The organism is Vibrio sp. Y58_MX_L22 (genome assembly GCF_024181865.1).
Taxonomy (GTDB): domain Bacteria; phylum Pseudomonadota; class Gammaproteobacteria; order Enterobacterales; family Vibrionaceae; genus Vibrio; species Vibrio alginolyticus.
Genome location: NZ_JAMZAN010000002.1, coordinates 587,373 through 602,540, shown reverse-complemented (window position 1 = coordinate 602,540; position 15,168 = coordinate 587,373). Strand labels below are relative to the sequence as shown.

Below are 15,168 nucleotides of genomic sequence, written 5' to 3'. Positions count from 1 at the left end.
TCGGCGTTCTCGAAAGCGATTGACTGGGGGGAGCGCTATCCAGTTAGCGTGTCTGCGATGCTAGTAATATCGCCCCTTAAATGAAGTTTTACGTGTCATCAAAGGGGCGAAAGGGGGGAAGTAATTAAGAGTACTTCACTTCAAGTTGTTCAGCTTTTGCAAATGCTGGGTGTGTCGCGAGCTGCTTCCCATAACGTTCAATATTAGGGAAGTGATTAACTAAACCAAACTTTTGAACCAATTCGACAATGAAAGACATCATGATGTCAGCGCCAGTCAGACGCTCTTCTACTAGGTAAGTTTTGCCTTCTAAGGATTGCTCGAAGTAGCCTAGTACATTCATTGCTTCCTTGTCGGCATAGCCTGATAAAAACTGAGTTTCATTTGGCTCTTTGCTTACGAAGATTTTTAGCAGCATAGGTAAAATTGCAGAGCTTTCTGCAAAGTGCATCCATTGCAAATATTCTGTGTGTGCTTTTGTACCACGCTCAGGAGCAAAGGCTCCGTCACTGTATTTCTCAATCAAATATTCGGTCATTGCACCTGACTCAATGATAATCTCGCCGTTATCTTCAAGAACAGGTGACTTTCCTAATGGGTGAACACTTTTTAGTTCTGGCGGTGCCATGAAGGTCACGGAATCACGGACATAGGGTACAATCTCGTAATTTACATCTAGCTCTTCAAGTAACCAAATGATGCGCTTTGAACGAGACTGATTGAGGTGGTGAAGTTTAATCATTTACATATCCCTTTTTATAATGGGTCGTTAATCTGTACTACAAGCTTGCCGAAATTCTTACCTTCCAACAGACCGATGAATGCTTCTGGCGCATTATCCAGTCCTTGTACTAGATGTTCGCGGTATTGGATCTTTCCTTCTGCCAACCATTGATTAATATCTTGCGCAAATTCACCGTAACGATGTCCGTAATCATCAAAAATGATGAAGCCTTGCACCTTGATTCGTTTGGTCAGGAGCTTACCCATTAGTAATGGAAGATGGTCGGTACCTTCAGGCAGCTCTGTCGCGTTGTACTGAGAAATCAAACCACAAAGTGGGATACGCGCATTTGTATTCAGAAGTGGCATTACAGCCTCGAATACTTTGCCACCTACGTTTTCGAAGTAAACATCGATACCTTTGTCACAGGCATTTTTCAGTTGTTCTGCAAAGTCTTCAGCTCTGTGATCAATACACTCATCGAAACCAAGCACCTCTTTAGCGTAACGGCATTTTTCTTCTCCGCCTGCTATACCAACAACTCGGCAACCTTTGATTTTACCAATTTGACCAACTGTTGCGCCTACAGGCCCCGTAGCAGCTGCTACCACGATGGTTTCCCCTGGTTTTGGCTGACCAATGTCGAGTAAACCCATGTACGCGGTAAATCCTGGCATACCTGCAACGCCTAACGCGTAAGAAGGGTTTTGCGGTTCTTTACCAAGTTTAATGACCATCTCACCAGTTGAGATAGCGTAGTCTTGCCAGCCAACAGTGTAGGCAAGAACCCATTCACCTGCTTCGTAATCTGGGTGGTTTGATGCTTCTACCTGACAAACTGTACCACCGACCATTACGTCATCAATTGCAACAGGGTCAGCGTATGATTCGGCATCACTCATGCGACCACGCATGTATGGATCTAGAGATAAATAAACCGTTCTCAATAGCATTTCACCCTCTTTCGGAGTCGGTTTCGTTACCTCTTCTAAACGAAAGTTTTCTTGTGTCGGTGCACCATGGGGACGTGACGCGAGTACTATTCTGCGATTTGTTGCGTTAGTCATATCTATCTCACTTGTTGATTAGACCGGTCGTCTAGTATTTATTTCAAAATATCCCGCTTATGTAAAGCGGGAAGGTTTACTGTGTTAACACTGACGCTTTTTCTGACAGTGAAACGTGTGTAGGGTGTTCATTCTGCTTCCACGCCGCCCGTTATGGGCAAGTGCGCGTATTCTGCAGTAAGTGTTGAGTATAGGTCAGACTTTGCGTCAATGCTGCCTGATCTTGATAAAGTTTGTTCAGCAAGCTAGCGCCATTCCAAAGGTAGTATATCTGCCTTGCTAATAACGCACTGTCACCATTGGGGATTGAGCCATCTTGAATGCCGATGTCAATGCAATCCGCTATCGCTTGAATGGTTTTGTCTGCTCCTTGGCGTAATGCCAAGCGCATTGACTCAGAGAGATCGGAGACTTCTGCACTTAACTTAACCAATAAACATTTGTTCGCATTACACACGTCGTCTTCTACTTTGACCATTTCTTCGAAATAGCTCATTAGGCGTTGGTAGCCACTCAGTTCAGTATTGGTAAAGCGTGCGTTTAAACGCTCAAAATACTTAGTAAAGTAGTCTTGAATCATCGCTTCACCAAATTGTTCTTTGGATTTGAAGTAATGATAAAACGAGCCTTTTGGCACTGCGGCCTTTTTTAATAGCTCTGAAAGACCAACACTCGTAAACCCTCGGTTTACGATCAACTCGTATCCGACGTCGAGAATATGTTGGCGTGTGTCATTCGTCTTTGCGTTCATGAAGTGTACTATAGAATGAATTAGACCAGTCGTCTAGTATTTGTTGTGGGTTATTTAATCAGCTCATACTCAATAACAAAGAGCGTGTCGGTATTTGGGTAGATTTCTCGAATTAACTGCTTGAGTTTTGGTAGTTCGATGGCTTCTTGTTCGGCATGAAACTCATTAATACCTTCAAAGTGAAGTGGTTCTACAGAACGTATCTTGATATCGCAGACTTTACGATCCGTTTCTAAGGTAAAAACTTCGACTTCTGTATTGGGAACGTAATGGCTTTCTGATTCATCTCGAATCGTTATCGTCTTTTTGCCTGACGTGATCAACGGGGTTAAGAATTCAAAAAAAGTAATCTTGGTTGGATGAGATGGCATGATGTACTCGTTAGTCTGGTTGTTTGGCGTAATTATATACCCAAATCCCCCAGAGATTCCTGTATTACTAGAACGACCGAGTGCGGATGAAGCGAATTAACTTGGCACTAAAGTAACCTGAGATAACGCCTATCCAGTTGGTGCTGAGATCATCAAAACTAAATGATCGATTTGGAATAAAAAGTTGGCTTATTTCTTCCATTGAAACGATAGCTAACAGCAGTAGCAAAAGACGAATCCCAAAAACGTCGGTTTTATTCGAGCTCACCAGAGAAGGGAACGTGAAGACCGATAAAAAGCCGATCAATAAACTGAAAGTAAAGTGAAGCGTACTTGATCCGCCTAAGTAGGTTTCCATTTGCAGGTAAGCAGTATGGTGTAGGTCAGAGCTTTTCCACAGAGAGAGTGAAGCGGTTAGCGTCAGGACTAAAACAAAACTCGTGCGTGCCAGTATTAAAGCCATAATTAACCTATTGGAAAGAAGCCTAAGTAACGTTTTACAAAGTACAGTGCAGCTAAATTCTGGATAGCCATGCCAATTGCCATTGCCCACGCTGCACCAATCACCCCAAACATTTGGCAAAGCGTAACAAGTAGGCAGATGGACACCGTACCGGAGGAAATTGTAATGTATTTCATGGTTCTCTCATGACCACTCATTAATAATAAAAAACCTACTGAACCAGTCGCAACATTGACTAACTGCCCCAGAGAAAGGACGACTAATAGTGGCGCCGCGGCGAGAAACTCCTCACCAAAAAACTGCATTACAAACTCGGGGAAGAGGGTGCAAATAATTACGGGTACAATCGCTAAACCAACATTGGCTCGGCACGCCAAGCGGCTCAGGTTCTGCAGTTTACGCATTTGACGCTCTTTGTAGAGAGAGGCAAACATCGGGGCGACCACAAAGTTAATGGTAATCAGCACGAAGCCAATCAGTAGTGATGTACGTTGGGCTGCGGCTAACAAACCGAGTTCCGCTGTTGAGATAAAAAAGCCCGTAATAACAAGGCTTCCCCATTGAAGAACATTCGTGAAGATACTGCCAACCCAGACTTGCTTGGCAGAAGAGACCATTTTTTTGTTTGGTACGAAAGCCGATGTTTGATATTGATCTGAGCCAAGCCAATTGGCACTAGATATGACCGCGACACCTATGCTCGCTAAAAGCAGTGCGGTCATTAGATTGTTGATATTTTGCTGACCGATATAGTCTAGGGCAAAGACAAAAATGACCATCAACATGCTTACCCCAAGCTGCAACGCAAACAGAGATGATACTACTTTTCTACATGCTTGAAGCACCCGACTGTTGGTTTGCGCAAGCACCAAGAAAGGTATGCAAAGCAAGCATAAAGTAATCGCATACATTGGTGATTGAGTCTGGTTTAGCTGTTCTGGAAACAGATTAAACCCTGCTAACAAAACGCCTATGGCGAGCAAGCAAAATGCCATACTTCGATAAAGTGCGGTTTTATAGTTTTGGCTTTGTTCAAGCTTCTCTTTGTTATTAAAAGCGATCGCATTGTAACGAACTAACGAGACATCAAAACCTAGCTGAGAAACGATAGCGAGTAGCGAGACTAGGTTGAATAAAAAGAAAAATTGACCGGCCGTCGAAGCGTCACTGGTCTTCGATACAATCAGAGTCAGTAAAAAAGCAAATAGCGCACTCAACACACGCGTGATTGCGGTTTTTAATCCAGTAGATAACAAGCTTTTTTTACCGCTGGGCATCAACAGTAATTTTTGTTGAACAGTGTGAAACATAGGGGCATTTAACCGTAAAGTTTATTGAGTGCGAGGCGCTGTTTTTCTTCACTGAAGGCATCGTTTAATTCTGCTGTATATTGGCGAAAATCAATCTCTTCATAATGATTGACACAATGCGCGATCTGCTTGGCCATTTCTTCAGGTGTGAGCGCTAAAAACGGGTAGTTGAGATCTTTGGTTGCGCCGATGGTCCGAATAACCATAGGAAGATGTAACTTGGATGCTTCTAGAATGGTTAACGGCATCCCTTCCCATGCTGCAGTATGTAGATAAAGGTCTGAACCCTTGAGCTTTTCAACTACCTCATCGCGAGGCAGCATGCCCGTTACATCCACATTTTCAGTGCGTAATTTCTGTTCGAGTACGTGGTCACCGCCACCTATCCATGTGATTTCTATCGGGCGGTTAAGCGCATACCGATTAAGGAACTGCAATGTGCTGATAAGAAACTGAGGATCTTTTTGGGGCGCGACACGACCAAGTACAACGAGCTTCAGCGCTTCTTGCTTGTTTCGTTCTATACGATCTTCACTTTGATAAGACACGTAGTTGTTGAGCAGTTCGGCACGTTTCGCACCAATGCTAATGGCTAGGTCACACTCTCGTTGGCTACAGCCTGCAACCACATCAATTTTGCTCAGTTTTACTTTCTCTAGTGCTTTATAGATCTGGCGTGCAAGCTCTGAGATATCTTCACGTTCGAAGGCATAACAGTGCGGTGTGTAAACCAAGCGTGCCTTGCCAAGCTTTAGAAATCGGCCGAGAAATCCTGCTTTACTCGAGTGCAAATGCACGACGTCGGGACCAAGTGATGCAATCATGTGGTTTGCATCGCGAATAAATTGAAGCAAGCCGCCTTCTACCCACTTTGTCTGTACGAAAATGTGGTGGTTGTTCTCATTGGTCAAGTCGTTTTCTCGGGCTCTGGCTAGCAAGAAATGCTGATAAGGCTCGTCTCTGGATGAGTGAACATAACTATAGAGAGCAGTTTGAACGCCACCTCCAAATGCTTCTGTAACATGGAGCACTTTCTTCATGATGATTTTGTCCCTGGTGTTTGCATCCATTTGTGTTTAAAAGCATCACGCTCTTGCTCTGAATAAACGTGGCGATACAAGGGAAGATCGTACATATAGAACAGTTTTGAGAAGTCGTAGTGATTCTTAAAGTGTTGGTGGATATTGGAGTACCACTTGTTTTTCGCTTCGTTGCTGTTTTTCAGCACGAAGTCTTGCAACTCAAGAAACTCACCGATTTCTTTATCAAGAGAACTGAGCTGTTCGCATTTGATTAGCATGACGTTGGCCTGATCGTTCTGGAATGTGAAGAAAGGTTGAGTGTTGTCCAGCTCTTGGCGCATCACATCGATATTGAAATTACGCTTTAACTCGTTGTCGAACCAGTCCGCAAAATAGTTGAGATTGATATAGTTATCAAAACAATGCTCGAGGTGCTGATACGTGACTTCCATATCTCGGTGAATTGCATCGTTCTTTTTGCCTTCGATAAATTGCAAATGGAGATCTTGAAAGAAGCGAGAAAAGACAGTTGCGATTGGATCGCGGACCAGCGTAACGATTTTAATCTGTTCTCGTTTTTGTAAGATACGTTTTCGCTGCTTGAGCACTAAGCGATAGAGTGCGCGGTTTCGGAAGTCGAAGAATTTACTCACGTCTTTTTTATTGTGATACATGTGAAATTCTTCGTGATCATCAAAGGTGTGGATGTGATAGCTCGGGATATTTTTCTCCCCTAGCGTGTGCTCAATTGATGAGGAGCCAACTTTGCCCATTTGGTAAACTAAAACAAAATTATCAGCTTGGAGTTCTCGGTTCTTTTCAAATTGTCGAGAGATTGAATACTTCATCTATCCTATCCTTGATTATTCATATTCGTGGTGATGGTTTACCGGAAAAGTATGAGCAATGGCCCGTGAGTCGTTGCTCATGCTGATCATGACGGGTAACAAGAGTATTAAAATTATGGTGGTGTTTACCGCAACGAAAAACACCATGATGAGGGCGTATATCGCAAGTAATAGGCTTTTTCTGTTTTCATTAAGGCTGCGGAAGCAAAAGCGAATAAAAAGAAAATAACCACCAAACAGCAGACCGATACCAAGCAATCCGTATTCAATTGCGGTATCTAACACAAAGTTGTGGGTGTAGATCGCCAGCTCATCATAGTTAAAGTAACTGATCATAAAGTTGGGTAACATTTTCGCGCCGACACCTAACACCGGGTGTTGAAGTAAAATATCTAGCCCATTGGCAAGTAAAAGTTTTCTATGAAGATTCGATACCCAGCGGGCTTCACTTTGGTTGGCAAATAAGACGTCTTCTTGGGTTATTTCCAATGTGTCTGCTAGCGTTTCAAACCCAACGTAGAGTGTGGTTGTGACGGCAGTAAACACAATGAAGCTCAAGGCTAATAAAATTGTCCACGTGTACGTTTCGCTGAGCGATTTTCTCATTAAGTTTTTTACGAGCAGTTGGTCAAAGAAGAAAAGCAGACAAAAACCAAGTAGCGCTTTTCTTTCTTGTGACAACACCAGTAATACTAAAGCTACGAGCATCAAAAGGTGGAAAGCGCGAATTTTATCTCGATAAAGGTACAGTAGCGAGCACAGTACACCGAACCCGTATTTACTTACCCCGAGTAACTTAAACCCGCTTTGATAGCCCTGAGCAAAGTGCCATAAGGCAACGAGCGTACAGATGAAAAACAACAGATACGTGAAATAAACCATTACCCGTTCGTCATCAAACACGCCATAGGCGTACATTAGGCTCAGTAGGCACAAAATCGCTAACCATTGCACAGTTTCTATAACTAGCGGCATTAAAGGGACGCGATTTAGCAGACCATTTATGAACACATACCCAGTGAACAATATGAGGAACCCCATACAGGGATGCATGAGTTTTTCAGCTTTTCCTTCCAATACCACTAATGCAGTAAAACCAATAGACAAAAGGCTTGCGATGTCAGATGGGGCTAGCGCTATTCCTCCAGCACGAAACTTCATTGGAATAAAGAACAATACTAATAGGCATGCTGCAAGCAATGAGGCGCGATGGCTCGATGGCGCGGAACTATTTGTTGGCGCAAAGCTGCTGGTAGATTCCATAGTAACCTTCACGAAATTTATCGATGGTGTAGAGAGAGGCCCTATTGACTGAGTATTGACTTGCAGCGTCATACCGCTTAACACTTTCACACAGCTGGAGCACTTTTTGGCTCAGTTCAGTGGCGTTACCAACCTGAAATAAATATTCGGCACGTCCGGTGACGTCATCCAAACCAGGTACGTCCGATGATAATACGGGTAAGCCTGCTGCCATGGCCTCAACCGCCGCCAAGCCAAAGCCTTCGACGTGCGACGATTGCACGTAAATATCCATGTCGTTCAAAAAGGCAGGAATGTCAGAAACTACGCCATGAAAGTGAACACGTTGCGCGACGTTGATTTTTGTTGCCAATGCTTGCAGTGACGATTTTTTTTCTCCATCTCCCGCAAGGTGGAGTTCGTATCGTCTTGGTAAATGGATAAGTGCTTGGATAAGCGTTTCATGATCTTTATGTTGGTGAAGTCGGCCCACCATTCCAATCTTGATAACTGGTTTGTCGATTAGGTGGCTGGCGCATCTTGGCGTCATAGAAAACCTTTTTAAATCAACGCCATTGTGCACCACGTGATATTTGTGTTGGTAGCGAGGCATGAACTTCACCAGTTCATCTTGTACTTTTTCACTAATACTGACTGTCAAGTCGTGGCCCCAATATAAGACGTATTCCATGAACTTAAACAGCGGATAGTCACGTCGACGGTTATAAGAACAGTGCTCAGTCTGGATTCGTTTTTTACCTACCGCCAATAGCGCTAGGTAAATGGAAGGGTAGAGGTGCCCGTGAACGACATCCGGCCAACGCAGCAAAGAGAATTTCTCACTCAATGGCAATGTGCGCCAGTTAAAACACTCTATGCCTTGGGCGGATAGCATTGGTAAGTAATCATTTTCATCACACAAGACCAAAATTTTGATTTCGTATTCAGGCTTATGTTCTAAAACAAGGTCGACTAAGAACTTCTGAGCACCGCCGTTCTGAGAAAGATCATTAATAATATGTAGAATCTTGGTTTTCATGATTAATTGGTCAGATATTGCTGTTTAAGGTCGGTGATTTCTGCATTTGAGAAAAAGTGCTTCGTCAATTTAGAATTCAGCATTTCTTCAACGTACTCGGGTGTAGGTTGAAATTGCGTTTTGAATTCTTTCATTAGTGGCGAGTACCATTTGTTGTCTGATTGATTTTCATAAACAACATCCACGGGGTAACCTAAAAAGTCTTCAACTGCGGAGTTAGCCTTCGTTAGCTTGTCACTTCGAATGACCAACAGTGAGAAGTTATTGTTATGGTATGTTTGATAGCCTACTTCGTGATTAAAAGACTCGTTAAACACATCAATCCCTGTTAGTTGTTTGATCTCGTTGTCAAACCACTGCAGCGCATATTGATGATTCATGTGCTTATCAAATGCTTCTTGGAGTAATTGAGGTCGTTCGGTACGTATTGCGCTGTCATCCTTTAGATATTTGTCCGCCATCCAAAAAGGAAGTGCTTGAAAGAACATTGAGACATTTCGTCCGATCGGTTCACGCACTAGCGAGATGATTCGAACTTTTTTCTTGCGCTTTAACATATGGCTCATCGTTATACGCTTTAGTCGTCGCTTTAACGCATTGATCTGAGGCTTATGCAATTGCGCTCTAACGGGGGATATTTGTTTTTGCGCATCGACGGTCATAAGGTCGTGCAAGTGAATCGAGTTAGGAATGGAATGCTCTAATGCACTCGAACCTACTTTGCCCATTTGATAGATCAATACCGGCTGTTCTTGGCTTTTCAACGTTTGGTACCAAGATAGGTTTACGTTAGTAGGCGTATTTCTGGACATAAAGCGTCTCTCCTTCCTTGGCCTTGGCTTGTGTGATTAAGACGCCAATAGATGGAACTGAGTGTTGTATTTGTTTAGATAACGCAAGGTTAACCAGTGATGATTTTGTTGATTCTGAGCGAATGACGGTAATCAGACCATTGGCATACTGACCAAGAATAAGTGCGTCACTCACTGACAGTAGGGGTGGTGTATCGATAATGATCCGGTCATACTTATTTTGAAAATGTTCGAGCAACTTTTTAAAGCGATCAGAAGCCAGTAATTCCTGTGGGTTTGGCGGAATTAGGCCGGCCGGTAATACATCTAAGTTGGCTTCTTTTATATGTGTAACACAATCTTTGATTGGCGTATCCATAGTCAGGATATGCGTTAAGCCAGGGCTTGATTCAGCGATACCGAATCGCTTTGCGATGGAAGGTCGACGTAAATCGCAGTCGATGATCAACACCTTTTCCATTTTTGAAAACGACACCGCCATATTGATACTGGTTGATGTTTTTCCTTCTTCTGGAATAGCAGAGGTAAAGGGCAATATCTTTTGCTTCGTGTTGGTTAATCTGAGCAGAAGCGAGGTTCTGACGGAGCGGCAAGCCTCACTAAATAGCTTTTCTTCATCATCTAAATACGCGGTATAACTGACGCCGTTTTTACGCAAATTGCGTTTTTTGACCATAGGAATCACACCTAAACACGTAACACCAAGTTTTTCCTGCACATCGGCTGTGCTTCGGATAACTTCTCGCATCGTTTCTAAGATGATGACTAGAGCGCAAGCAATGGCAAAGCCAAAAAAGGTGGCAATTAGTACCAGTTTGATTCGTTGTGGTGCCACCGGGAATAGAGGAATGATGGCTTTATCAGTAAAGCGAGCAGTGACATTCTTGTAGTCGCTGGTGGCGTTGGTCTCTTTCTCACGATTTAAGAACGCTTCATAGAGTGCCTTATTGGATTCAACCTCGCGTTTTAACTGTTCGTAACGCGCTTTTTGTGACCCTAACGATTGGAAGTCTGACTTTTTGTTATCGAGTTCTGCGCGAAGCATGTCCTCTTGCGCTTTTGCAGCAAGAAGGTCTTGTTGCTTACTGAAGGAAATGTCACGGATGAGTTGCTGGGTTCTAGATTGAATTTCAGCAAGCTGCGCTTTCGCCTGAATCATTCGATCATGCTTAGGTCCGTAGCGCTGTGCCAGTTCAGAGAGATTTTTGGCTGCCTGTGCTTCCGACAATTTTAGATCGCGGATTTGCGCTTGATTAGCGAATTCATCAATTGACAACAAGCTGTCTAAACTTTGCGAAGATTTACGTCGTAACAGTTGGATTAACGTCTGCGCTTCAATACGCTTATTAACAGCGATATTCAGCTTGCGAGTGAGTTCTTCTAGCTCATTTGCGTAAATTTCATCAATACCGTTTATATCGATCAACCCTTCTTTTAACAAGAATTCTTGCAGCGCTTGCTCCGAGTTACGTAATCGCTCCTCCAATTTTTGAGAGTTATTTGTCAACCAAGTAGCCGCATTTTGTGTAACGACCAATTTGGCTTCAAAATTTGCGTCAATATAGGCTTGGCCGACCGCGTTGGCGATTGTCGTCGCAAGCTTAGGATCGGTAGAACGAAAGCGAATTCTGACTAATTGGGTGTTACGTACTGGCTCAATATCGAGTTTACTTCTGAAAGCTTGAAGTGCCTGATAATAGGACTCTGAAAACTGGGCGGTTTCTTTTGGGCTTGGTGCCACATTCAGTAGGTCTTGAACAAAAGGAATCGACTTTATTTGGTCGATTTTTTTATTTAACCCCCCTGAGCTTGTGAATTCAGGTAATTGGGTGAGGTTCAGCTCTCTAATGACCTTATCTGCAATATGATTCGATTTTAAAATGGCGATTTGCGTTTGAAAGTACTCTTTTTTTGTCGTGTCGACGCCATATACTTCCTCGATTGAAAGGGCGCTTTTTTGCTCCTCTTGGATGAGTAGCGTAGCTGTAGCTTGGTATATCGATGCTTTGGAGTAGATATACCAAGTACAAGTTAATGAGAACAGAAGCGTGAATGCTGCGATGCTTAGCCAATTCTTTTTAATCGCTTTGAAGTGATGGCCAAAACGAATCAGTTCTACTTTGTTCATCTGGAGATTATTTGGATGAGTCCCGTTCATTTGATTCCCTGTCACTTAAAAGAAGCTCTGGTCAATAAATACAATGTCACCAGGTTCAACGTTGCGGTGCATACTGACCCCTTCCATCGTTTGACCCGTTTTATGCTTGGTGAGGTTAATGCCTTTGCGTGAGGCTCTGTCGGTCAAGCCGCCTGCTAGAGCGATGGCCTTCTCTATGGTTAACCCTGGACGGTACTCAAATCCACCTGGTTTCCTAACTTCGCCATTAACGTAAAACAGACGAAAGTTATTGATGGTGACCATCACTTTTGGATTGATGAGATAATCGCCTTTTAAGCCCGTTTCTATTTCGTACTTGAGTTGTTTTGGTGTTTTTTTGATTGCTTTAATTCGGCCAAGGTAGGGGTAATCAAAGTAGCCATCTGACGTTATTAGAATATTTTTAATCGTAAGATCTTCTTCACCATAGACCTGCACGGAAATGGTATCGCCAGTATCGAGTAAGTAATCTTCCTCGTTTGAGTCAGCGTTGACCAAAGTGCTAAATAGCAACAACGCTACACTCATGAATTTGATGAATGCCTTCATTAATAATCCTTTTTACAGAGAAAACTGTGCGCTTAAAGTCCAAATATTTTGTTCGAAGCTATAATCCGATCGGCTAGAGTTTTTATCTTGGTATTGCCAATCGGCTTGCAGCTGTATCCAACGTTTGATCTGATAATCGATACCAAAAGATAGAGTGTACCGATCGTCGTTTCTGGAGATTCCCGTGTAATCATCTTGTTGATAAACAGCACCTAAGCGAGTTGCAAGGTAACTATTCCAATCGTGCTTCAGGTTCAGTCGGTAACGAGTTTGTAGGTTGTAATCGCCATCTTGATCGGGGTTAACCGCCGCTTGAGTGGTTTTCACGCTGACTAGAGTTTGTTCTTGAGGCAACCATTCAAAGCCGATATCCCAACTAAAGCCTTTAAATGTCTCTCGTTGAGCGCTGTCAAAATCTTTGATTTGATAACCGAGTCGAGCGATGCCTTTGGTTTTTCCTGTAACTTCCCATTCGGCACCGGTGTAATAGAAACTGGTGTTGTTATCTTTCGATGGCTGCGCAGAATTTCGGTGCTGATACTCGGTTACGATTTGGTTTGTTCCGACTAACCAATAGGTTCTTGGCGTCGCTCTTAAATAGAACTCCAAATGTGCATTGGGAGCTCGAAAATCGTTGTATTTAGTTTTAGCGTTTGGGCGCCTAGGCAAGCCATCACGATAGTTTTGATAGGTTTTATCACTATAGCCTAAACCGAATTCGAGTCTGCCTTTGGCACCGTTAGATCCAAAGACATAATTGGTTTTTACATCGTTACGGTTGAACTCTATTGGTGAGTCGATTGCGCTACCATTACCTTCGGTAATGTCTTCTCCTCGAACTTCATGCTGGGCGCGAAAACGGTAATCAACCACTAAACGATGACGATGATTAAATTCGAAAAAGTTGGAAAACTGAAAAGTGTGGTCGTCGAAGTCGTTGCGATCGTCAGATGAAAAGCCAGCTTTTAACTTATATAAAATATCTGCGCGATAGCGATTCCGTTCTATACGTGCTAGTAAGCTTGGTTCTATACCCCAAATATTGACCGATTCTACATTGCCGGATTTTTCCGCTTTATTGATGTTGTCATCTCCCTCGTAGAAAGTTTTTACGAGGGGAATCAACTCTATACCAGACTCGGTTTGGTAAGCCATCGGTTCTGCGAGCAAGTCAGTAGAAAACAGACTTAATGCTATTGCCATTGTCAGTTTCTTCATAATCTTAACCTTAGTAAGCGTTAGCACCAGTGAAGCCTTTGAAAACGGTCATAAAGATGATTTTGATGTCCATCCAAACCGACCAATGGTGGATGTAATCCAAATCAAACTCTACTCTCTTTTCCATTTTTTCTAAGGTGTCGGTTTCGCCGCGATAACCATTAATCTGTGCCCAGCCAGTAATGCCTGGTTTTACTTTGTGACGTAGCATGTAGCGATCCACGATCTGACGGTATTCTTCATTGTGTGCCACGGCATGAGGGCGTGGGCCGACAATAGACATGGTCCCTTGCAGTACATTGATAAATTGAGGTAGTTCGTCCAAAGAGGTGCGACGTAGAAATCCGCCAAAAGGCGTAATACGAGGATCGTTCTTTGTCGCCTGTTTCACGTTGGAACCTTGATCCATGGTTGTCATTGAACGGAACTTCCAGACTTCAATCTTGCGTCCATCAAGACCGTACCGATGTTGTTTAAAGATGACAGGGCCTTTAGACGTTGCCTTAATGCCAATCGCAATGACGAATAGAATAGGGGCGATTAAGACCAAAATAATGCTCGAAAACAAGATGTCTTCAAACCGTTTTACCCAAGAAGAAATTCCAGCAAAAGGTGTATCAAAGACACTTAGTGTTTGAACTTGGCCGATCTGCGCCCAACGAGAATGTAAAAGGTTATAAGTGAAGAAGTCGGGAATCAGATACGTATTTGCGGTGGTATCTGAGAATTGGTTAAGAAGTGACGCAATGCGCTCTTTTGCGTGCATTGGCATCGCGATATAGACGTAATCTACTTCCCCTTTTTTAGCTCGCTCAAGGGCGTGGTCAACAGCTCCTTTAATAGGATAATCAGAATTTGGCAATCTGTCGGAAGATCGTTCGTCGTAAAAGCCATCAAAAAGCACACCGTGTTCTGTGTGGCTTTGAATTTCGTTAGCTAGGGTAATGCCGTGAGGAGTTTGGCCGATGATGATCGCAGTGCGAGTGTTGAATCCTTTTTTTCTCAAATAGGCTAATCCGGTACGGAACGTTACTCGCCATGCCAAAAGCAGAGCGGGCGTAATCGCAAACCACAGCACTAAAATTGTGTTATCAAATAAGGTATGGACTTCAGAAAAATACAGCACAATAAAGATAAGTGCAGAAGTCACCGCCCAAGCAACACAGACAATAAACATCTGCTCTTTAAACGAACTGGTTCTCCAAGAGCGATACAGATTGCCGCTTTCTGCCATAAATAGAAAGGAGATGCCTCCAACGAAAGCCAATATGACGTAATCTTTCCCCATCGCAGTATTCATGTCTTTGAACACTAAAAGCAGCATAAAAGAGACGATGACAGCAAGATCTGAGATGCGATATAAAAAAGCGAACTCCATCTCATGAGAGCGGATAAGTCCTTTTTGTTTCATGACTCAGTTTCCCTTCTGACACGCTACCGCCCTTGGGTGTCTTCCCCAATTGCCGTGTCGTGAACGTTATTAGTAGTTAGTGCACAGAGCATTCTGTGGAATGCTGCTGAGTTTTTTGTCACGTGTAATTTCGTTGATAAGTGTAAAAATTTGCGTTGTTGAGGTAAGTGGAAATAAGAATGA

15 protein-coding genes are annotated in these 15,168 nt (G+C 43.2%); all 15 read right to left on the bottom strand.

The window, feature by feature from the left end; all coding sequences use genetic code 11:
- Positions 1-124: 124 nt before the first annotated feature.
- A complete protein-coding gene (locus tag NL626_RS07830; protein WP_005375238.1) occupies positions 125-742 on the bottom strand; it encodes a glutathione S-transferase family protein in 618 nt (205 codons plus the stop codon).
- A gap of 14 nt (positions 743-756) precedes the next feature.
- Positions 757-1,791 (bottom strand): NADP-dependent oxidoreductase, encoded by a 1,035-nt coding sequence (locus tag NL626_RS07825; protein WP_017821259.1) that lies wholly within the window; start codon positions 1,789-1,791, stop codon positions 757-759.
- A 151-nt stretch (positions 1,792-1,942) separates the two neighbouring features.
- Positions 1,943-2,542, bottom strand: a complete 600-nt coding sequence (locus tag NL626_RS07820; protein WP_005385858.1) for a TetR/AcrR family transcriptional regulator — start codon at positions 2,540-2,542, stop codon at positions 1,943-1,945.
- A 50-nt stretch (positions 2,543-2,592) separates the two neighbouring features.
- A complete protein-coding gene (gene yqfB, locus NL626_RS07815) occupies positions 2,593-2,913 on the bottom strand; it encodes a N(4)-acetylcytidine aminohydrolase (protein ID WP_053307889.1) in 321 nt (106 codons plus the stop codon).
- 67 nt (positions 2,914-2,980) lie between these two features.
- Positions 2,981-3,376: a VanZ family protein gene (locus NL626_RS07810; protein WP_017635292.1), complete on the bottom strand. Its 396-nt coding sequence runs from the start codon at positions 3,374-3,376 to the stop codon at positions 2,981-2,983.
- A gap of 2 nt (positions 3,377-3,378) precedes the next feature.
- Positions 3,379-4,686 (bottom strand): oligosaccharide flippase family protein, encoded by a 1,308-nt coding sequence (locus NL626_RS07805; RefSeq protein ID WP_021707644.1) that lies wholly within the window; start codon positions 4,684-4,686, stop codon positions 3,379-3,381.
- An 8-nt stretch (positions 4,687-4,694) separates the two neighbouring features.
- Complete coding sequence (locus tag NL626_RS07800; protein ID WP_017821257.1) at positions 4,695-5,726, bottom strand: glycosyltransferase family 4 protein; 1,032 nt, start codon at positions 5,724-5,726, stop codon at positions 4,695-4,697.
- The gene (locus NL626_RS07795) at positions 5,723-6,556 is read right to left on the bottom strand and encodes a putative capsular polysaccharide synthesis family protein (RefSeq protein ID WP_005375258.1); all 834 of its coding nucleotides are present in this window, start codon (positions 6,554-6,556) and stop codon (positions 5,723-5,725) included. Before NL626_RS07795 ends, NL626_RS07800 begins: the two co-directional genes overlap by 4 nt.
- A gap of 15 nt (positions 6,557-6,571) precedes the next feature.
- The gene (locus NL626_RS07790) at positions 6,572-7,819 is read right to left on the bottom strand and encodes an O-antigen ligase family protein (protein ID WP_238967433.1); all 1,248 of its coding nucleotides are present in this window, start codon (positions 7,817-7,819) and stop codon (positions 6,572-6,574) included.
- Entirely contained in the window at positions 7,785-8,837 is a 1,053-nt protein-coding gene (locus NL626_RS07785) for a glycosyltransferase (RefSeq protein ID WP_253657192.1), read from the bottom strand. Before NL626_RS07785 ends, NL626_RS07790 begins: the two co-directional genes overlap by 35 nt.
- Before the next feature lie 2 nt (positions 8,838-8,839).
- Positions 8,840-9,649 carry a putative capsular polysaccharide synthesis family protein gene (locus NL626_RS07780; protein WP_005375261.1) on the bottom strand — a complete coding sequence of 270 codons (810 nt, stop codon included), beginning with the start codon at positions 9,647-9,649 and terminating at the stop codon, positions 8,840-8,842.
- A complete protein-coding gene (locus NL626_RS07775) occupies positions 9,627-11,807 on the bottom strand; it encodes a polysaccharide biosynthesis tyrosine autokinase (RefSeq protein WP_253657191.1) in 2,181 nt (726 codons plus the stop codon). The genes NL626_RS07780 and NL626_RS07775 overlap by 23 nt, the downstream gene beginning before the upstream one ends.
- Positions 11,808-11,822: 15 nt before the next feature.
- Positions 11,823-12,335, bottom strand: coding sequence for a polysaccharide biosynthesis/export family protein (locus tag NL626_RS07770; protein ID WP_005385846.1), 513 nt, complete (start codon positions 12,333-12,335; stop codon positions 11,823-11,825).
- 33 nt (positions 12,336-12,368) lie between these two features.
- Entirely contained in the window at positions 12,369-13,574 is a 1,206-nt protein-coding gene (locus NL626_RS07765; protein WP_253657190.1) for an outer membrane beta-barrel protein, read from the bottom strand.
- 10 nt (positions 13,575-13,584) lie between these two features.
- Positions 13,585-14,985: an undecaprenyl-phosphate glucose phosphotransferase gene (locus NL626_RS07760; protein ID WP_253657189.1), complete on the bottom strand. Its 1,401-nt coding sequence runs from the start codon at positions 14,983-14,985 to the stop codon at positions 13,585-13,587.
- Between the last annotated feature and the right edge of the window lie 183 nt (positions 14,986-15,168).